Genomic DNA, 19,893 nt, shown 5'->3' on the forward strand with positions numbered 1-19,893 from the left:
TCGTTCGTGCTCATGCTTCAGCGGGTTCTTGCGAGGAACCCCTCAGGCGTTCACGCCCTGGAGGAATCGCATCCACGGGGTGCGACGCGGAGCGTCGCCGTGATGTGCCGCAGGACAACACGGGCCGCGGAGCGGCCGGGAGGCGTTCCGGCGGAACGGGGCTACGGCGGTGTGCGCGTGGGAGGGGCGGGGCGGGTTTCGCTCGTTCGGGTGGGGCGGGGGCGAACGTGTGGTGGGTCTTCGTCCAGGTGTATAGGTTCGCTGGTCGTGAAGCTGGTGGTGCGGGTGAAGCTGCTGCCGACGCCCGTACAGGCGGCGGCACTTGAGGCGACCCTGCACACCTGCAACCAAGCGGCGACCTGGGCCGCGTCCGTCGCCTTCGAGAAGGAGGCGCGACGTCCGCTGGAGCTCCGCAAGCACACCTATGCCGAGATCCGCTTCCGGTGGGGACTGGGCGCGCAGGCCGCCCAGCACGCGATCAAGAAGACCTGCGACGCCTACACCGCCCTGAAGGCGAACCTGCGTAACGGCCGCTACGGGCGGCCCGGTTCCAGGCGGCACACTCGCGCCTCGGGCAAGCCGGTGGTTTTCCGGCCCCAGGCGGCGCAGCCTTACGACGACCGGATGCTGTCCTGGCAGCACGAGCAGCAAACGGTGTCGATCTGGACCACCGCAGGCAGGCTGAAGAACGTGGCGTTCACCGGGCAGGCCGAGCAGCTGGAAGTCCTGGCTGCGCACCGGCGGGGTGAGTCCGACCTGGTGTTCCAGGGCGGGAAATGGTTCTTGATCGCGACCTGTGAGATCGCCGAAGCCGCCCCGAACACTCACCCGGCCGGATTCCTCGGCGTCGACCTGGGCGTCGTGAACATCGCGGTCACCTCCGACGGCGAGCGCCACTGCGGCAGGCGGATCAACCGCAAGCGGGAACAGGATCGCAAGCTGCGGTCCGAGCTGCAGAAGAAGAACACGAAGTCCGCCAGGCGGCGGGCGAAGAGGCATGCGGGCAAGGAAGCCCGGCGCGCCAAGGACATCAACCATAAGATTTCGAAGCGGATCGTGGCGGAGGCTGAACGCACCGGTCGCGGGATCGCCCTGGAGACACTCACGGGCATCCGCGAGCGGGCACGGCTGAGAAAGCCCCAACGCACCACGCTCCACTCCTGGCCCTTCGCCCAGCTCGGCGCCTTCATCGCCTACAAAGCGAAGAGGGCCGGGGTGCCGGTCGTCTACGTCGATCCGGCCTACACCAGCCAGGAATGCTCGAAGTGTCATCACACCGCTCGCGGAAACCGGCCCTCCCAGGCCGTCTTCTCGTGCCGGGTCTGCGGATTCGTTGATCACGCAGACCACAACGCGTCCCACAACATCCGCCAACGCGGCTGGATGGCGTGGGTCTGGGGGGCCCGGTCAACGGCCCCTGAACTCACCCTCATCACGTGAGAACTGGACGCAGCCGAACCCATCACAGCCAGTGATGACTCGAGCAGCAAGCCCGGTCGTTCACGACCGGGTAGTTGACTCCGAAGTGCAAGTCAATCACGCTGAGTTATCGGTAGAGTCCGGCCGCCCTCGGATCGCGGCAGATCCGGATGTCTGATCAGGGCGCATCGGCTTCCAGCCGGCCGCTGGCCGCAGAGCAGTCGGTCACGTGCGGGGTCGGCTGGTGATGCCGTCCAAGACGGTGGTCAGGTTGTGGTCGAAGGTTTCCTCGGCATCGAGGTGGGCCCCGTCGATGACGAGCCGGGCGACGGTGGGGTACCTGCCGGTTTTCAACATGCGTGTGAGGTAGGGGCCGAGGCTGGCCTGAAAGGCGGCTTCATCGGTGCCGGTGGAACGGGCGGTGCGTCGCTCGGTGACCTCTCTGCGGATCGCTCCGATGATGAAGGCGTTGAGGGCGCCCAAAGCCCGCTGGAGATCGTCGATGCCGCGCACGCCGGGGGCCTGGCTCAGCGCCGCCGCGGTCGCTTCGCCCACGGCGAGCGCGTGAGGTCCCAAGTGCGGCCTTCCGCCGAGCAGGTCGGAGAACCACTCGTGATCAAGGGCGGCATCGCGGGTCGCGTGGGCGATGGCCAGTACCGTGGCGCGCCACGCGGAGAGCTGGGCGGCCTCGGCGATCCGGGCATAGACGACGTCGACCATCAGATCGAGCAGTTCGGATCTGTTGATCACGTAGTCGTAGAGCCGCATCGGACCGACGCCGAGTTCTTTGGCGATCTTGCGAACCGACAGGCCGTCGAGGCCGTGTGCGTCGGCAAGCCGGATCGCCGTGGCGGCGATCTTCTCGCGGTTCAACGGCACTGGCGCCGCCCGCGGCTGAGGTTCGGGCCGTTCCCAAACGGGCAACGATTCGTTACCGTACGGTGTATCCACAAGGACAGTGTACGGTAACGGAGTGGGAATGCGAATTGCGATCGCCGGTGGCGGCCTTGGTGGGCTGACGCTGGCACGAATCCTGCATCAGCACGGCATCGATGCGGTGGTGTACGAGCGCGAGGCAAGCCGATACGCGCGGCCGCAGGGCGGCGCGCTCGACCTGCACCCGGAGTCCGGGCAACAGGCGCTGGCTGAGGCGGGTCTCGCCGGCCGGTTCCGGTCGGAGGCGCGGCCCGAGGGCGAGGAACATCGCATCGTCGACCCGACCGGACGGACCCTGGTACACCATGAGCCGCAACCTGGCTCATTCTCCGGACGTCCCGAGATCGACCGGAGGGCACTGCGTGATCTTCTGCTCGATTCCCTCCCCGGTGACACGGTTGTCTGGCGGCACCGGCTTGTCGCGGCGATCCCGCGACCTGAGGGGGGCTGGGAACTGACGTTCCATGGCGGCCACCGAGCCGACTGCGACATCCTCATCGGCGCGGACGGCGCGCGCTCGATCGTCCGGTCGCTGCTGACCGACGTCCAATTGTCCTATGTGGCCACGCTCGTAGAGCTGAACATCGAAGACGTGAACCGGCGCCATCCGGATCTCGCCGAGCTGGTCGGCCCCGGGAATTTGTGGTGCGTCGGCGTGAATCAGATCCTGGCGGCACAACGCCTCGGCGACGGCAGCCTACGTGTCGGGATCTCGCTGCGCGCAGAGGATCGCCCCATCGACACATACCGTAGTAAGCGCGCTCTGCTGGACGTGTTCGGTGGCTGGGACCCACGCCTCACCGCACTCATCGAGGCCGGCGACAGCGCGCCGACGCAGCGCTCGATCGAAGCGATGCCCATGGGTACGCGCTGGTCCAGCCGGCCGGGCGTCACCCTCATCGGCGACGCCGCGCACCTCATGCCGCCGGTCGGCGAGGGCGCCAACCAGGCCATGCTCGACGCCGCCGAACTCGCCGGCCGACTCGCCGCCAACCCCGCCGACCCGGACTCGGCGATCCGGACGTACGAGGAGGCGATGTTCGCCAGGATTCACCCGATCGCCGAAATGTCCGCACGAGTCCAGGCGATGATGCTGTCCCCAACAGCAGCGGAGGACATCGTCCGCTTCTTCACGGCCCGGCCCGCCGAACCGGCATCCGCAGACTGAGAATGCCTGTGCAATCGATCGAGGCGCAAACGCCCGAACCCTGCCCTCTACAGACCCGCATCTGTTCAGATCGCCGCGTCGTGGAGCGGGGCCGTCAGTCCGTTTGCTCCCTTGCGGGGGTGAGGAGTTGGAGCCGGTCCGGCGCGTGAGCCTCGCGCCCGGGGCCGTGTGTGCTCGGCCTGCCGCATCAGCTGTTCACAGTCGGACACGTGCGTGGGAGCCGGCGTCTCCGGGTGCTCGTACCGGTGGAACAGCAGCGTGCCGGCCATCTCGAGGGCGTCGTCGCCGGGCAATACCGAGCGCACCGAGTCCAACGTCTGCCACAGCCGCTGTGCCCGGCGAGGATCCCCGGCGCCATGCGCACGCGCCGCAGCCAGGCTTCGACCCCGCGGTCCATCGTGGTCAGGGTGCCTTGAAAAGAGCCGGGAAACGCGGAGCGAGCCAGGGCTTGCGCCCCCCGACCAGGATGCGGCCCTGAGCGAGGGCGCCCCACTGGCCACGGCGCCCGAGCGCCATCAGGAGAAAGGTGACCGGCTCGATGAGGATCGTGCAGTCCGCGCGCCCCGGCAGTCGCTCGCCGACCGACACCGCGCCCCCGGCCACCTGCACGTCGAACCGGCCGCCACCCCACAGGCGGATCGTGTAGCGGACGCTCAGCCCGGCGGTGCCGGACGCGTCGGTCACCCGTGGCATCGCCGTCAGCATGAAGGGCAGCGTCAGCCGCACCCGCTCTCGGTCGATCATGTGCGCATGTCCCAGCGCGCGGGCGAGATCGTATCCGTGTCCCAGCATGTGCGTGAGCAGATACGAGCCCAGCGCATCCGGTCCCATCGGACCCAGCGGACTGACCACGGTCCCTTCCGTGCCCCGCTCCTCCAGCGCCCTCAGACATGCGGCGGCCTGCTTCACGATCATCCCGGCCAGCGGCTCGGCCTCCCGCTCACCGAACGCGGCGAGCGCCTGCTCGTTGGCCGTGGCAAGACTCTGCGGTGTGCCGTCTCCGTAACTGCGCGCATGTCCCGCCGCGATGTCCGCCATCAGTTCGTTGGCCAGCGCCAGATGCGCGGCCGCCTCGCCGACGCTCCACTGCGACCCCGGCACCCGAAGCCCCATGTCGGCGCCCGCGCGCAGCAGTGTGGCTATCTCCTCGGCCGTGTCTCGTATCGCCGCACCGAGCCCCTCGGGCACCGCGCTCCGCGTGTCCGGCCCCACCACTGGTTCCATGCCGTCCCCCTCATTTGCGTTCCCGCACCCGGTGTTCCGCCCGCAGACTCTCACGGATCACCCGGCGCGCCGACAGCCCGGAGCCCTGTGCGGCCCCTGCCAGGTTGTGGAGAGCCTCTAAGGGGACGGTTCGGTGAGCGCTGTGCTGGTACAGACGTACTTTCTGTTCCTCGAAGGGGACATGGACGACGCGGTGATGGCCTTTGGTTCAGTCATGGGCGCGCGGCCCGACGTGGCATGGGGCGCTGCACCCCGGTTCAGCGATGCGCGCTTTCTCGGCGCGGTGAGTGCCGAGCCGCTGGCCGAGGCGTGGCTGCGGACGTTCGACTACGGCCACGACCTGGACACCGACGAGATGCGTAAGCGGTTCGCGGCCCTGGCTCGATGCCATCGAGGTGGCGTCCGAACGCAGTCCCGTCCCGGAGTCGCCGGCCTCCATGGCCCGGCTGCCCCGGCCCTGCGGCCGCTACGAGCTGTCCATCGCCCTGCGCGACCGCGCCGATGCCGTCGATCGCGTCGTGCGGACCGCGGTCACACGGGCGACATCTGGCGTGTGATGGGCGACCTGGACCAGGCTGCGGCGGCCTTCGCATGCGCCTTGACCCTGGCGCTCCGCCGACTGGTCCTTCTCCCTGGACCTAGAGGACCGCTCAGGATGGCGACAGGTGAGCGGGAACGGCGCACTCATCCTGTTCATCCCATGGCCCCCGCCGCGAGCCGATCATCCTCTCGCTCCTGACCACTCTGATCGTCACCGCCATCGCAGTCTGCGACACAATCCACGGGCGCGCAGGCGACAGGGCGCAGCCACTGCCCTAGCGGCTCGCCCCCGGTCACCGTCTGCCCTCACGCATGCTGAGCGACGACGAGGCGCTCGCCGTACTGCTCGGCCTGGTCGCGGGGCGGTGCGCCGGCCTGATGACGGCCACCGGCACAGCGGGCGAGACGGCGGTGGCCAAGATCCGGCGGGTGCTGCCCAAGCGGCGCGGCCGCAGGCTCGACATCCGGTATACCGCCTGAGACGGTCGGCGCAGCGAGCGCATGCTGCACCAGTACGGGCTCGTCGTCCCTTCCCGCAGGTGGTACGTGACGGGTACGGATCCCGCGATCGGCGAGGACCGGACGTTCCGGCTGGACCACTTCACCTACGCGCGGCTCCTGCCCGGCTCGTTAGGACCGCCCGCCGACCTCGACCCTTCGCGGCGCGTCCTGTCGGGGCTCGCAACAGCTCCGTACAGCCACGAGGTGGCCCTGCGCGTCCAGGGAACGCCCGAGCACATCCGCTCGCGACTCCCCGCCGACGTCGCGACCGTGGCAGAGCTGCCCTCCTCGCACGGCGTGGAGGGGGACCAGGGACCCCGCCCTGGTTCCGCGTTAGAGCTGCAGGTGGAGCGGTTCGACCGGCTGCCCGCCGTGCTCGCACCGCTCGACGGGCTGTTCGTCATCGAGCGGCCGGAAGAACAGCGGGGACTCGCCGAGGCGCTCGCCGCCCGGTTGGCCCCTTCGGCACGGCGGAGACCGCCTCGCGTGTGATCACGCCCCAGCGCCCGAGGCAGGCTGTCGGAGGCCGGGTCCGTCACCGCCGTGCGTCCCGCGATTCCATGCCCTGGGAGGTGCGGCCTGTGGCCGCTCAGGATCGCCAGTGCTAGAAAGGTCACATGGCGAATCGTTTCGCCGACTTGAGAAGTCTGTTCAGGTCCCTGGTCAGCAGAAGCCCGCGAAGCGTAGCCGGGCAGGTGTTCGTACTCCAGGTGGCGCTGGTCGTGCTGCTCGTCGTCGCTGGCGTCTTCGCCCTGGTCCTCCAGTCGGACCGGGACACCAACGCCGAGGCCAAGCGCCGTTCCATCGCCGTGGCGCAGACGTTCGCGCACTCTCCCGGCGTCGTGGCCGCACTGGAGAGCCCCGACCCGAGCAAGATCCTCCAGCCGCTCACGGAGGCGGCACGCAAGGCTGCGGGCGTCGACTTCATCGTGGTCCTGGATACCAAGGGCATCCGCTACACCCACCCCCTGCCGAACCTGATCGGAAAGCAGTTCGTGGGCACCATCGGGCCGTCGCTCGAGGGGAAGGTGTACACGGAGAGTGTGATGGGCCCACTCGGCCGGGAGGTCCAGGCCACCGTCCCCATCGACAACGCCGATGGCAAGGTCATTGGGCTCGTCTCAGCGGGGCTGAAGGTCAAGAACGTGGCCAGTCAGGTGGCCCGGCAACTGCCGATCATCCTGGGCGCCGGTGCCGGCGCACTCGTGGTGTCCACCGCGGGCACGGCACTGGTGGGCCGACGGCTGCGACGGCAGACCCACAGCCTGGCCCCGGACGAGATGACCCGTATGTACGACCACCACGACACGGTGCTGCACTCCGTGCGCGAAGGGGTGCTGATAGTCGGCGGTGACGGGCAGCTGCTGCTGGCGAACGACGAGGCCAAACGGCTGCTGGAGCTGCCCCCTGATGTCGAGGGGCAGCTCGTGTCGGAGCTGTCGAGCCTCGACCCCGAGACGGCGGAGCTGCTCGTCTCCGGCCGCGAGGTCACCGACGAGGTGCACTTCGCCGGAGACCGGCTGCTGGCGGTCAACCAGCGGCACACGGACAGTGGCGGCGGCCCCATGGGGACCGTGGTCACGCTGCGCGACTCCACCGAGCTGCAGGCGGTGACCGGCAGGGCGGAGATCGCGCGGGAGCGGCTCAAGCTGCTGTACGACGCGGGACTGGGCATCGGCACCACCCTGGACGTCCTGCGGACCGCCGACGAGCTGGCGCAGGTCGCCGTCCCCCGTTTCGCCGACTTCGTCACCGTGGACCTGGCCGACGCCGTACTGCACGGTGAGGAGCCGGCCCTCACCGCGACGGACATGCGTCGTACGGCCGTGTACGGAATCCGGGACGACCACCCGCTCTACGAGACGGGCAGGCTGATCGACTACCTGCCGTCCACCCCCCAGGCCCGCGGCTACGGGAGCGGCCACGCCGAGCTGGTGACCGAGCTGTCGACCGCCACGGGCTGGCACGCGCAGGACCCGGAGCGCACCAAGAGGATCATGGACTACGGCATTCACACCCTCATCGCCGCCCCGATCAAGGCCCGCGGTGTCGTGCTGGGCATGGCCAACTTCTGGCGCTCCCAGCAGCACGGGCCCTTCGACGAGGAGGATCTGTCGCTTGCCGAGGAACTGGTGGCCCGAGCAGCGGTCAGCATCGACAACGCGCGCCGCTACACCCGCGAGCACGCCCTCGCGGTGACCCTCCAGCGCAGCCTGCTGCCGCGGGCCCTGCCCGAACAGAGCGCCCTCGAGGTCGGCTTCCGCTACCTCCCCGCCCAGTCGGGTGTGAGCGGGGACTGGTTCGACGTGATTCCGTTGTCGGGCAGCCGGGTCGCGCTGACCGTCGGCGACGTGGTCGGCCACGGCCTGCACGCCGCCGCCACTATGGGCCGACTGCGGACCGCGGTGCACAACTTCTCCTCCCTCGATCTGCCGCCCGACGAGTTGCTGAGCCACGTGGACGACCTCGTCGGCCGTATCGACCAGGACGAGTCGGATACGCAGAGCGCCACGGGCATCGTGGGTGCCACCTGTCTGTACGCGATCTACGATCCGGTGACGCGCCGCTGTGTCGTGGCTCGAGCCGGGCACCTGGCGCCGGCGCTGGTTCTCCCCGACGGCACCGTCACCTTCCTGGATCTGCCGACAGGGCCGCCCCTCGGTCTGGGCGGGCTGCCGTTCCAGACCGCCGAGCTGGATCTTCCGGACGGCGCCCAGCTCGTCCTGTATACCGATGGCCTCATCGAGGACCGCAGGCGCGATCTGGATGTGGGCATGGAGCTGCTGCGCCAAGCGCTGTCGGGCCACCCCGACAGGTCGCCAGAGGAGAGCTGCCAGGCCGTGCTCGACGAGCTGCTGCCCGGGCGTCCCAAGGACGACGTCGCCCTGCTGATCGCCCGCACGCAGGGGCTGCCGCGCGACCGGATCGCCGACTGGGACGTGCCGGTCGACCCGGCCGCCGTCGCGGGGATGCGCGACGCGGTGGCCCGCAAGCTCGACGAGTGGGGCCTGTCCGAGCTGGCCTTCAGTGTGGAGCTGATCCTGAGCGAGCTGATCACCAACGCCATCCGTTACGGCTCGGAGCCGATCCACGTACGACTGATCCGCGACCGTACGCTGATCTGCGAGGTCGCCGACGGCAGCAGCACCTCCCCACACCTGCGGTATGCCGCGACGATGGACGAGGGCGGCCGCGGCCTGTTCCTGGTGTCGCAGATCGCCGAGCGCTGGGGCACCCGGTACACGCCCCAGGGCAAGGTGATCTGGGCCGAACAGGCTCTTCCCGAGGTCTCCGGCACGGTGGCGGCTCCCATGGGGGAAGAGGCGCCCGACCGGGACGGGGCTCAGGGCGAGGGCCCTCAGGGCGGCGGCGCCCAAGATCTCGCGTGAGGCCCAGGCTTGAGGCCGGGCGGCCCCAGTGTTCATGTGCTGGCCGGGGTGAGTGTCCAGGTGTTGTTGGTTCGGGTGAGTCCGAGGTTGATCAGTCGGCGGAGGATGAGCGTGGCGGCTCGGGTGTGGATCCAGGTGTTGTTCTTGATGGTGCCGCGGTAGGGGAGTTTGCGGTTGCCTTGGTGGACGAGTAGGCGACGGCGCGTTCGACCGGGGGTCTCCGGCACCGGTAGTCGGCTTGCCGGTTGCGGTCGTCTGCGGCCTGGTGGCGGGCAGCGGCCTGCAGGTTGTGGGCCGGGCGGATGGTCACGGTGCGTCCCGCCCTGGCTGGTGCACCGCTCGCGAACGGGGCATCCGGTGCACAGGTCCTGGAAGGCGGCCTCGCGCTGCCGGTGTCGCAGCCTTGCCCGCCTGAACTGCTGTGGACGGTGAACCGACACGCTGCGGTCCACGGGCTCGGCGGATCGCTGGTGGATGCCGAAGGAAGGCTCCGCAGCGCCGGGGATGTGCTGTCCCAGCTGACGGATCGCATCACGCCCGCGCTCCTGGAGGCGGGCGACAGCCGTGAACTCGCCGCACTTTTGCACTGCCTCCTCCACGAGGGCAAGCCCTCGGACCGGACAACGGCGTGCTCTGGGGGACGGAGACATGTGGGCAGTCACCGACATGATCATCGCGCAGACCGCGGCGGATTGAGCGCTGAACGAAGAGGGTGCTCACAGGCATCCTCATCGCGCAGTGCTGGGGCGTTGGCGGCAATTCGGGTGGTGTGAACGGGAGTTCGTTACGCCTTCGGGCGTAGCTCAAAAGGGAGACGTACTGGACAACCTCATACTGGACATGGAGCACAGCGCGATATGGGACCAACAAGGCCTCTGACGGCCGCGGTTGGAGCAGTTGCGTCTCGAACTGCGGCCGCCGGCTTCCGGCACCGAAGACGGCCAGTTCATGGTCACCCTGCGGGCTCCGGATCGTCGATGACGGAGCGCCCGGCTCGCGGCCTGTCTGCGACACGCGTACGTTCGCCGACGACCTTGCCGCGCTGGGCGTCCGGCGTAGCGGGCCGCGTTGTCTGCGCAGCGCGGAGATCTGCGGGGGTGTACGACTGCGCGGGGGTGCGGTGTACGTAGAGGGGCATCAGGGCCAGACGGTCAAGGCCGCCGACGGTTCGGTGGACCGGGCCGCGAGCATCGCGCACGGCCTGACCGTGGCGGGCAATGTCGCCTACGACCAGGGCAACGTCGACTTCACCTGGTACGACCAGGCCGGGCGTAATGGCTGAACTGGACCAGAAATCCGGAGTGGGGCGCCAAACAAGTACAGGGGGCCGCCGGACCACCGGGCATCTGGAGTTCGTCGGGAACGTCCAGTCCGGCCTGACCGGCGAGTTCCACTGTCCACCGCCCGTACCGGTGGACACGAGACCTGCATCGAAGGCAACCGGGCCGTCCTCAGCACGCCGGACACCGCCTAGCTGCCTGCCGACACGTCCCACGGGCCAGGCTGACCGGCCGCCGGCAGCGCCTCTGACGACATCGACAGCCAAAGCCGGTTCGACTGCACCAGTCCCTCACCTGCCGCTGCACTTACAGCCGCTCTCAACTGGGCGCCGCCTGGATCCGCCCTGATGAGCCCATCGCGGTGGTAGGGGTCGCCGGCACGGAAAGAGGGCAGTGGCAGACGTGTCGGCGCGTCATGAAGGAGCCGGTCGGGCCTGCGGGGAAGATCGGGTCATGGTCGACGCGATGAAAGCAGTTCTCGAGGGCGGTCCTGACGATCTTCCTGAGCGGATCGTCTCCGTCTCCACGCCCGGGCTCGACATCAAAGTTCCCTTGCGTGGGGGTTACGAGCACTTCAAGGTCACGACACGTCAGGAGGAGACCGCACAGGGCCTGTTGCCCGTGTACGAGTGGTGGGAGCGCACGGAACTGCCTGGGTAGGTTTCCGCTCGCAGCGTGGGGCCCGAGCGCGGCGGGTGCCAACCACCCTCACTCCGGCCAGTTCCGGGCCAGGTAGAGCTCGTCAAGGGCTCAACCATGCCTCGCCGCGCCCGCGCGGGCGCGCTTGGGCAGCGCGTGGAGGGCGAGTTCGAGAACCGCGCGTTCGTCGGTCGCATGAAACGGATTGCGCAGCGGGCAGCCGCAGTGCGGCCCCTGTGTGGAGGGGCCGCAGCCGACAACGTCAGTTCTGGTTGATGGCGGGCGGGGCGGTGCTGACGCCCCAGGTCGTGGGCTTGTCGGAAAGGTCGATCTTGATCGTGCCGGAGCGGAGCAGATCCTTGTGGGAGAGCCAGCTCTGGTGCAACGTGCCCTTGCCCGTGTTCACGGAGGACACATACTGGAGCTTCGACGCATCGGCGCCCGGCGCCTCGATGTTGATCTTGCTTCCGTGTTCGGGCCGGATCTCGACCTTTTCGAACATGGGCGCAGTGACGATGTAGTTGGCGGAGCCGGGCTGCGCCTCAAACACGCCGGCCATGGCGAAGACGAGCAACGACGACGTGGCGCCGAGGTCGTCGTTGCCGGGCATGCCGTACGCGTCGTCGGTGAAGAGCGTCCGCATCGCACGCAGCACCGCGGACGTCTTCCACGGGGCGCCGGTCCACGCGTACATCCACGGAGTGTGGAAGTCGGGCTCGTTGTTGGGGTTGAAGGCGAAGTTGTTGTGGTAATCGTACGCGCCACTCACCCACGACTCCGAGGCGGCCTTCGCCGGGTCCGTGAGGACGGTCGGCATGTCGAAGAACTTGTCCAGCCGCTGCTCCGCAGCCGCCTGGCCGCCCATGAGACCGAAGAGGGTCTGCGGGTCCTGCTGGGCGAGCCACTGGTACTGCCATGCGGTGCCCTCGTGGAACGCGCCGGCCTGGGTGGGGTCGGGATCACCGGCGACGGTCCCGTCCTCGTTCTTGGCGACGGGGAACCCTGAGAAACCCTGCGACGTGACGCTCGGGTCCCACAGCTTGGCGAAGTTGTCGCAACGCGAGGCGAGCGTCGCGGCCTTGTCCTGGTAGCCCAGGTCGCCGGCCATCGTGGACAGCGCACAGTCGCCGAGTGCGTACTCGAGCGTGGCCGAGCCAGACTGGCGGCTGTCGCCGTACAGATAGCCGGGCAGGTTCTGGTACCCGACCCAGCCGTTCTTGACATACGACGGATTGCCGTCACGGCCACGGAAGATCGACTGGTCGGTGGGGACGTCGTTGGCGTTCTTCCACAGGGCGTCGAAGAGCTGGTGCGAGGTGTGCTTGTCGAGCAGCCCACGCTGGTAGATGTCGACGATCCACGGGGTGATGGGATCGCCGCTCATCACATTGGTCTCGCCGCCGCCGAGCCCCCAGCGCGGCAGCCAGCCACCGTCCTGGTAGATGTGCAGCACGGACTTGGCCATGTCCGCGGCCTTGTCCGGGTTGAGCAGGGCCACCAGCTGGTTCTGCGAGCGGTAGGTGTCCCAGAGCGAGAACATCTGGTAGTACGTGGAATCCGCTCGGTGCACCTTGTCGTCAAAGCCGCGGTAGCGGTTGTCGACGTCGGAACCGATCGACGGGTGCAGCAGCGAGTGGTAGAGCGCGCTGTAGTACGTGCGCTGGTCGGCGGTGCTGCCACCGGCCACGCGCATCCGGTTCAGCTCGTCGCGCCAGGCGTCGTGCGCGCCGGCGCGAGCCTTGTCGAACGACTTGGGCTGCTCGGCCCTGCGGTTGAGGCGCGCGCCGTCGATCGAGGTGTAGGACAGGCCCACCGACGTACCGACCTGGTCGCCCTCGGCCGGGTCGAACGTCAGCCAGGCACCGGCGCGCTTGGTGCCGCGCGTTGCTTCGCGCTGGTTCGGCGTGAGGGTGCCGTCGGTCCAGGTGCCGAACTTCGAGAATGTCCGGTCGAACTTGGCGCTGAAGTAGACCCGGTAGCGCTCCTTGCCGGTCTCGCCACAGAAGTTGCCGCCCTGGACCCAGCCTTCCACGGTGTCGTTGCCGACCACCTTGACGTCGCCGGCGTAGGTGCTGCCGTTGCTCTCGCCGGCCTCGATGAGCACGTTCTCGGAGCCTGATCCGCCGGGGTAGGTGTAGCGGTGCTGGCCGGTCCGCTGCGTGGCGGAGAGCTCGGCCTCGATGCCGTTGTCGAACTTCACGCCGTAGTAGCCAGGCGACCGGGTCTCGTTGTCATGACTGAACTTCGCACCGTACTGCGCCGGGTCGGACGAGGTGACCGCACCGGTGGTCGGCATGAACCGGATGTTGCCCATCGTCTGGCAGCCGACGCCCGAGAGGTGTGTGTGGCTGAAGCCGAGGATGGTGTCCTGCGCGTAGTCGTAAGAGGCGTACTTGTTCAACTGCGTGTCAGGACTCAGCTGCACCATGCCGAACGGCGCGGCCGCGCCCGGGAAGGTGGTCCCGTCACCGTTGTTGCCTATCGACGTGTCGACCAGCGTGGTGGGGTCATCGGCGAACTTCGGTCCCTGCTCCTTGGCGTTCGCGACGCCGGCGGTGGCGGAGGCCGTGGCCATAGTGGTGACGATCAACAAGGCGGTGAACACGCGTCTCAGCGCTCTCATCGCGATCCTCTCGTTCGACAACGTTGTCAAATCAGTACCTGCCGATCTTTGCCCTTCCGATGTCGTTCCGTCAATCCATCGTTTTCCGTGGCCGGTTGGGCGTGGGGAGGGGGAGGGGCACTTGCCTGAGTGGCTTCGTGAGGGCGTGCTGGTTCTGCGGGAGTGTCGCAGACTCACCCTCACGGCCCCCTCCGGGGCGTCGTCCGACGTGTGGCAGGCGACGCCGGGCGACGGCCTCGCCGAGACGCCGCCTGACCTGGATCTCCGGAGGGGTGGGCGGGTGGTCGTTCAGATGGCGTCCAGCGCCAGCCCCTTCGTCTTGGGGCCGAGGAGCCCCACGTTGAGGCACAGCAGCACCATGAGTGCGGCGGAGCCGGCGAACACCGCGGTCGCGCCCAGGTCGTCGAGGACACTCAGTGCGATGAACGGCAGGATCACGGAGACCAGCCGCGACAGTGAGTAGGCGATGCCGATGGCGCTGCTGCGCAGGTTCGTGGGGAAGATTTCGGCCTGGTAGACGTGGAACGCGTTGGAGAAGACGTTACTGCAGAGTGTCAGCAGGAAGCCGCTTCCCACGATCAGCCAGGCCGCGTCGGCGAACCCGAACAGGACGCCGAAGAAGGCCTGGCCGAGGGCGGCGACGATGATGAGGGTGCGGCGCTCGAACCGCTCGATGAGCGGAATCGACAGAGCGGAACCCAGTGGGTAGCCGCAGAAGCTGAGCGCCGCGTACCCGAGCGAGGCGGTCGTCGAGTGGCCCTTGGCGGCGAGGACGACGGGGGCCAGAGAGCCGAAACCGTAGTAGCCGACGGTCTGCAGGACCTGGAAGATCCACCACATGACGGTGCGGCGGCGGTAGGGCGGCTGGAACATCCGGCGCAGGGGAACCCGCACGGTGGGGACCGCATCGGTCTCCGTCTCGGCCTCGGCCTTTCGTGGTGCGGGGTGCGTACCGGCAGTCCTCGGTTCGTTGACTGTCTCGATGTGCGCGACGACGGCCTCGGCCTCCGCGCGCCGTCCCTTGGCCTCCAGCCACCGCGGGGACTCGGGGAGGGTGCGCCGCATCCATTGGATGCAGAAGGCGCCGAACGCGCCCGCCACCAGCAACCAGCGCCAGCCGGAGACCCCGGCGATCTCGTGCTCGGCCACCAGGCGTGCGCCGAGGAGCGCCGCCAGTGGCACACCGAGGAAGCCGACGGTGTAGGCCCAGGCGATGTAGCGTCCGCGCACGGCCGTCGGCAGCAGCTCGGAGAGGTACGTGTCGACGAGCACGAGTTCGGCGCCGAGCCCGAGTCCGGCGAGGAACCGGGCCGCGATGAGCCAGTTCACGTCGGGCGCGGCGGCGCACAGCAGGGAGAACGCGGAGTACGTGGCGAGGTTGACCAGGAACATCCGGCGTCGGCCGAAACGGTCGGCGAGGAGTGACATGACGTTGGCGCCGACGAACATCCCCAGGAATCCGGCGGCGATGATCCACGACTTCTGGGTCTGGCTCAGATGCCAGGGCTCGGCGAGCGCGGCGGCGAGTACACCGCCGAGGAACACCTCGTAGAGGTCGAAGAAGGCACCGATGCCGACGATCGCCGTGAGCCGTCGGTGCCAGGGGCCGGGCCGCAGGACCTCGAGGCGGCGGGACACCGGTGAGGGAGAGCCGGCGGTGGAGGGGGTGGTTTGCGTCATGCGCCTGTCAGCTCCTTTCAAATGTCTGCAAGGTACACGCATCCGATGCGACGTGACCATGGTCGTGACGTGGTCGGATACCCGACTCGCGGCCGTCGCGACGGGCTGTGCGGCCGGGCGTTCGGCCTGTGCTCGTGCTCCGTGGTGTGGCGGTCGTTCGGGGAGGGAGTCCATCCACGAGGTGGGATCGGGAGGGCCGTGTGACGCGCGGGGGGAACGCAGCGCCGGCGAAGGGCTTTGCGGGCCAAGGGAGTTGTCGCCGTGTTGGTGCTGCCGCGCAGCTCCTCGGCGAGTGACCCGGACCGGACGAAGGCGTGTCAGCGGGACCTGGCAGGACGCGACGGCCGCAGGCGGTGCGACGGGTGACCGCCGGCTGGGTGTTCTGGCCTGCCACGCGTGAACTCGTCGACTTCGACAGCCCGTTCGCGCAGTGGCAGTCGGCCGACGAGCCGGCCGGCCAGTCGGATCGTCATGTGTCGCGTAGGCATTCACCGATGACGGGTATGCACCACACCAGCGCGAACTGCGTCGAAAGCCAGAGAACAAGCAGGTGTTTCCGATCTCGACCGGATGACCGGCCGTGTGGACGACAACCCGAAGGATCTGCGCGTCGTTCTCGACTCTCCGCTGCCGGAGCGGAAGCATGTCGGCCATGAAATGTGAGGCTGAAGTGGGGCGACGTAAGATACTGGGTGGTATTGCAATCCTGGGTCTTGGCGCTGCCGCCACGGGTTGCATCATGGGACAGGGCTCGGCGGAAGCCGGTGCGAGAGAATCCGGTCCCGGAAGTCAGTATGTTTTCGGGTACGGGTCATTGATTCAAAGGGAATCCCGACAGGAGACGTGGCCGAAAGCCGGCAAGTCCCTCCCGGTCTCCGTCCAGGGCATCACGCGTGGCTGGTACGACCGTGTCGACACTGCCAGTTGGGGCCCCACGTACTTGGGGGCATTTCCGGATCGGAGTTCGACCTGCAACGGCGTGATCTTCCCCGTGTCACAAGGTGAATTGAAGGCATTCGCCGATAGAGAGAAGGGCTACAAGCTGATCCGTATTCCGCCTGGTGACATCACCATGCTGGACGGAAGATCGGCTCCACCGACCGGAACTTTCTGGTACTTCGGAAGCACGTCGCGAAGGTACGTCAGTAAGGAATTCCCCATTGTTCAGTCGTATGTCGATGTATGCGTGAGTGGATGCCTGGAGGTCGAGGGTGAATTTCCGGCGTCTCGCGCAGCGAAGTTTGCGCAGAGATTCTTCACCGCCACGACCGACTGGAGGACTCCATGGATCAATGACCGCATTTTTCCGTGGAGACCCTTTGTCCATGTTCCGCAAGCCAACAGGATCGACCGTCTGATCCGGGATCAGCTCGGCGAGGACATGTTCCGCTCCATCTCCCTTCCCGGTGCCGGGGCCTGAGCGCTGTGCCGTGAGCGATCTAGAGGATGTCGGTTGGCCGGCCGGCGGGGGAGCGGGGTTGCACTGGCACTTCCAACTCAGGCCGGCGGGCGAAGAATGGCGGGTCCGGGTCCGCCGGACCACCTACTGGGCGCTCAGCCGGGACCGGCTGACCGGCCTCGCGGCCGCGGCGGGGTTTACGGACCGCGGGCGGCGGATGCCGCGGGAGACAGGTTTCTTCCAGCCGCTGCTCGTGGCGCGTGCCGGCCCTTCCTCGGGCCTGGCCGTCTGACTGATCACCACCGCCACGTCCAACGCCTTTGTCAGACCTCTAAGACCCTTCCAAGGAAGGATCCTTCGAAGGCGCGCCCTTCGGATAACGGACGAAGAGGACGCCCTGGACCTCGCCGTCCGGCGCGCTGTAGAAGTGCGGGGCGTCGGCCGGCCAGCGGGCGTGACCGCCAGGTCCGGCCGTCTGCGGCGCGTCCGGTAGCCCGACGACCGCTGTTCCGGAGAGCACCATCAGGCTCTCCGTGGTGTGCGGGACATGCGCGGCCGACTCCTGGGTCGCGCCGTCGGCGATGGTGACGCGGAAGACGTCGGTGGCCGCGCCCTCGTCTTCGTACCGCTCCAGGAGGACCGCGGTGACGGCGCTGCCGGAGACTCCGCCCGCGCCCGCCGCGACGCCGGGTGGCGGGTCGTCGAGGACGGCGCTGACCGGGCGGCCGAGTGCGGTGGTCAGGGCGTAGAGCGTTTCCAGGGTGGGGTTGCGCCGGCCCGTCTCGAGTTCCGAGAGTGTGCCCTTGCCGACGCCTGAGCGGCGCGCAAGCTCCGACAGGGAGAGGCCGGTGTCCTGCCGCAGCCGCTTCAGCCTGCGGCCCACCTCGTCATTGAGACCCATCCGCCCGGTTCCGTCCGTTTCTGCGCCCACCGTCGCTTTGACGTGCCGCCACCTGCGTCCTTAGTGTTCCACAAACAGAACGTTCCGTTTATGGAACGCCCGGAACTCGCTCTCCCGCACCCCTTTTCGGAAGTGATGCCCGCATGTCCCCGCTCGCCCGCATACGCGCCACCGCACCGCCCTCGGCCGTGGTGGCGGGGCTCATCGCGGTCACCGTCGGCGTGACCAGTGCCGCTGCCATCGTGTTCACCGCGGCTCGGGCCGCCGGGGCGGACGCGCGCGAGGTGTCCTCGTGGATGCTGGCGCTCGGCGTCGGGATCGCCGTGACCTGCGTGGGCCTGTCGCTGCGGCACAAGGTCCCGATCGTCACCTCCTGGTCGACACCGGGAGCCGCGCTCCTCGCCACGAGCCTGAGCGGGGTGTCCATGGAGAAGGCCGTGGGCGCGTTCGTGTTCAGCGCCGTGCTGATCATGGTGAGCGGTCTGACGGGGTGGTTCGCGCGGATCATGGACCGGATCCCGGTGCCGCTGGCATCGGCGCTGCTCGGCGGTGTGCTGCTCGAGTTCGGGACGGGGCTCTTCTCCCAGATGGGCGGCAGTTTCGCCATCGCGTTCCCGGTGTTCGTGCTGTATCTCCTCGGGCGTCGACTGCTGCCGCGCTACGCGGTCCTCATCGCGCTCGGCGGCGGAGTCGTCGCCTCCGTCCTCACCGGGGGCTGGCATCTGGAACGGGTCCGACTGTCGCTCGCGCAGCCGGTGTTCACGGCTCCCGAGTTCGACTGGAAGGTGCTGATCAGCGTCGGCGTGCCGCTGTTCGTCGTCACCATGGCTTCGCAGAATCTGCCGGGGGTCGCCGTGCTGCGCGGGTCCGGCTACGAGGTGCCCGTCTCGCCGGTCCTGACGTGGACGGGTGCGGTGCAGGCGGTGCTCGCGCCGTTCGGGGCGTTCGGCATCAACCTGGCGGCGATGACCGCCGCGATCTGCACCGGCGACGGGGCCCACCCCGACCGGCGGCGGCGCTACCTCGCGGCCGTGTGGGCGGGTGTCTTCTACCTGTGCGTCGGCCTGCTCGGCGCGACCGTCGCCTCGCTGCTCACCGCGATGCCGCACGCGCTCGTCCTGGCCGTCGCGGGGGTCGGCATGCTCGCCACGATCGAGGCCTCCCTGGCAAGTGCCCTGTCGGACCCCGGATCCAGGGAGGCGGCCGTCGTCACCTTCCTCGCCACGGCCTCCGGCGTGACGCTGCTCGGCATCGGATCCGCGTTCTGGGGGCTGCTCGCGGGCGTGCTCACCAGCGTCATCGTGTCGGTGGGACGGCGGCGCGGGGCCGCCGCGTCCGCGCCCGCTCCGAAGCCGGTCACGGCAGCCTCGCGCACACCTGAGCGAACCTCCGCGTGAATACCGACCACGCCGAGACCGCCGCGCCCTCGTCGGCCACGGCCTCGGCGTGCAGCCGGTCCCTGTCATAGCCCTGCCGGGCCAGCAGCTCCCGGTCCCACTCTGCGATCCGGTCGGCCTCCGCCTCAGGGTGAAACTGCACACCCCAGGCCCGCGCCCCGACCCGGAACGCCTGGTGGGGGCAGGCCGCGCTGGACGCCAACCAGGTGGCGCCCGGCGGGAGTTCGGTGATCGCGTCGACGTGCCGTTCGATCGCGGGCGCCGTCGCGCCGAGCCCGTACAGCAGCGGGTCGTCGGCGGCTTCGGGGCGCAGCCGGATCTGTGTGCTGCCGAACTCGGGGTGCCCATGGTTCGCCCGTACGCTGCCGCCCGCGACCTGTGCGAGCAACTGGCCACCGAGGCAGATGCCGAGCACGGGCGAGCCGTCGTCCAGTGCCTGCACGACGAGCCGGCGCGTGGCCGGGAGCCAAGGGGCGCGCTCGTCGTCGTCCGGCAGGAAGCCGCCGCCGAGCACGAGGAGCGGCCTGCCGTCGAGCGACTCGGGCAGGGCCTCACCCTCGTACGGACGCAGCACTTCGAGACCGAGTCCCGCGTCGCGCAGCCAGGCCCCGACCCGGCCGGGACCGCCGCTCCTGGTGTTCTGTATGACCAGGGCGGTCTGTGCGTGTGGGCCCTGTGCGTGCGAGGACGTCATCGCCTCAGCTCCCCTGCTCGGCATCTGCGTTCGCTGCGTTGATCCCTGCGTTGGTCAAGGCAGCAGATCAGGGCGCGACGCGCGACGTCAACGGTCCGTCGGC

The 19,893-nt window shown here is 68.8% G+C and carries 16 protein-coding genes and 1 pseudogene; 10 read left to right on the forward strand and 7 right to left on the reverse strand.

Going from position 1 to position 19,893, the window contains the following annotated elements; all coding sequences use genetic code 11:
* The first annotated feature begins 267 nt into the window (after positions 1 to 267).
* On the forward strand, positions 268 to 1,440 hold the full coding sequence (locus OG698_RS44910; RefSeq protein ID WP_406109960.1) for an RNA-guided endonuclease InsQ/TnpB family protein: 1,173 nt from the start codon (positions 268 to 270) through the stop codon (positions 1,438 to 1,440).
* Between the two features lie 204 nt (positions 1,441 to 1,644).
* On the opposite strand, the gene OG698_RS44915 is transcribed toward OG698_RS44910, so the two are convergent.
* Positions 1,645 to 2,370, reverse strand: coding sequence for a TetR/AcrR family transcriptional regulator (locus OG698_RS44915; RefSeq protein WP_406109961.1), 726 nt, complete (start codon positions 2,368 to 2,370; stop codon positions 1,645 to 1,647).
* A gap of 28 nt (positions 2,371 to 2,398) precedes the next feature.
* On the opposite strand from OG698_RS44915, the gene OG698_RS44920 reads away from it, so the two are divergent.
* On the forward strand, positions 2,399 to 3,523 hold the full coding sequence (locus tag OG698_RS44920) for an FAD-dependent oxidoreductase (RefSeq protein WP_406109963.1): 1,125 nt from the start codon (positions 2,399 to 2,401) through the stop codon (positions 3,521 to 3,523).
* A 65-nt stretch (positions 3,524 to 3,588) separates the two neighbouring features.
* Here the strand turns inward: OG698_RS44920 and OG698_RS44925 are convergent, their stop codons facing one another.
* On the reverse strand, positions 3,589 to 3,828 hold the full coding sequence (locus tag OG698_RS44925) for a hypothetical protein (RefSeq protein ID WP_406109965.1): 240 nt from the start codon (positions 3,826 to 3,828) through the stop codon (positions 3,589 to 3,591).
* A gap of 97 nt (positions 3,829 to 3,925) precedes the next feature.
* Entirely contained in the window at positions 3,926 to 4,747 is an 822-nt protein-coding gene (locus OG698_RS44930; RefSeq protein ID WP_406109967.1) for a maleylpyruvate isomerase family mycothiol-dependent enzyme, read from the reverse strand.
* Between the two features lie 395 nt (positions 4,748 to 5,142).
* On the opposite strand from OG698_RS44930, the gene OG698_RS44935 reads away from it, so the two are divergent.
* The 5 genes and pseudogenes from OG698_RS44935 to OG698_RS44955 all read left to right on the forward strand — a co-directional run bounded on the left by OG698_RS44935 (position 5,143) and on the right by OG698_RS44955 (position 11,117).
* Positions 5,143 to 5,304: a hypothetical protein gene (locus OG698_RS44935; protein ID WP_406109969.1), complete on the forward strand. Its 162-nt coding sequence runs from the start codon at positions 5,143 to 5,145 to the stop codon at positions 5,302 to 5,304.
* Positions 5,305 to 5,566: 262 nt separating this feature from the next.
* Positions 5,567 to 6,280, forward strand: a pseudogene (locus OG698_RS44940) (helix-turn-helix transcriptional regulator); the annotation flags it as partial.
* 125 nt (positions 6,281 to 6,405) lie between these two features.
* A complete protein-coding gene (locus OG698_RS44945) occupies positions 6,406 to 9,177 on the forward strand; it encodes a SpoIIE family protein phosphatase (protein ID WP_406109971.1) in 2,772 nt (923 codons plus the stop codon).
* 1,120 nt (positions 9,178 to 10,297) lie between these two features.
* Entirely contained in the window at positions 10,298 to 10,459 is a 162-nt protein-coding gene (locus OG698_RS44950; RefSeq protein ID WP_406109973.1) for a hypothetical protein, read from the forward strand.
* A gap of 451 nt (positions 10,460 to 10,910) precedes the next feature.
* Positions 10,911 to 11,117: a DUF5988 family protein gene (locus tag OG698_RS44955; RefSeq protein ID WP_406109975.1), complete on the forward strand. Its 207-nt coding sequence runs from the start codon at positions 10,911 to 10,913 to the stop codon at positions 11,115 to 11,117.
* 241 nt (positions 11,118 to 11,358) lie between these two features.
* On the opposite strand, the gene OG698_RS44960 is transcribed toward OG698_RS44955, so the two are convergent.
* The gene (locus tag OG698_RS44960) at positions 11,359 to 13,671 is read right to left on the reverse strand and encodes a GH92 family glycosyl hydrolase (protein WP_406109977.1); all 2,313 of its coding nucleotides are present in this window, start codon (positions 13,669 to 13,671) and stop codon (positions 11,359 to 11,361) included.
* Between the two features lie 336 nt (positions 13,672 to 14,007).
* Positions 14,008 to 15,399 (reverse strand): MFS transporter, encoded by a 1,392-nt coding sequence (locus OG698_RS44965; RefSeq protein WP_406109979.1) that lies wholly within the window; start codon positions 15,397 to 15,399, stop codon positions 14,008 to 14,010.
* 643 nt (positions 15,400 to 16,042) lie between these two features.
* Here OG698_RS44965 and OG698_RS44970 point away from each other — a divergent pair.
* On the forward strand, positions 16,043 to 16,819 hold the full coding sequence (locus OG698_RS44970; RefSeq protein ID WP_406109981.1) for a gamma-glutamylcyclotransferase family protein: 777 nt from the start codon (positions 16,043 to 16,045) through the stop codon (positions 16,817 to 16,819).
* A gap of 58 nt (positions 16,820 to 16,877) precedes the next feature.
* Positions 16,878 to 17,090: a hypothetical protein gene (locus OG698_RS44975; protein WP_406109983.1), complete on the forward strand. Its 213-nt coding sequence runs from the start codon at positions 16,878 to 16,880 to the stop codon at positions 17,088 to 17,090.
* A gap of 39 nt (positions 17,091 to 17,129) precedes the next feature.
* On the opposite strand, the gene OG698_RS44980 is transcribed toward OG698_RS44975, so the two are convergent.
* Positions 17,130 to 17,699: a helix-turn-helix domain-containing protein gene (locus tag OG698_RS44980; protein WP_406109985.1), complete on the reverse strand. Its 570-nt coding sequence runs from the start codon at positions 17,697 to 17,699 to the stop codon at positions 17,130 to 17,132.
* 143 nt (positions 17,700 to 17,842) lie between these two features.
* Here OG698_RS44980 and OG698_RS44985 point away from each other — a divergent pair, with 143 nt between their 5' ends.
* Positions 17,843 to 19,096, forward strand: coding sequence for a benzoate/H(+) symporter BenE family transporter (locus OG698_RS44985; RefSeq protein ID WP_406109987.1), 1,254 nt, complete (start codon positions 17,843 to 17,845; stop codon positions 19,094 to 19,096).
* Here OG698_RS44985 and OG698_RS44990 read toward each other — a convergent pair.
* On the reverse strand, positions 19,056 to 19,790 hold the full coding sequence (locus tag OG698_RS44990) for a type 1 glutamine amidotransferase (protein ID WP_406109989.1): 735 nt from the start codon (positions 19,788 to 19,790) through the stop codon (positions 19,056 to 19,058). The genes OG698_RS44985 and OG698_RS44990 overlap by 41 nt on opposite strands.
* Positions 19,791 to 19,893: the final 103 nt, after the last annotated feature.

This window comes from Streptomyces sp. NBC_01003 (assembly GCF_045162695.1).
Taxonomy (GTDB): Bacteria; Actinomycetota; Actinomycetes; order Streptomycetales; family Streptomycetaceae; genus Streptomyces.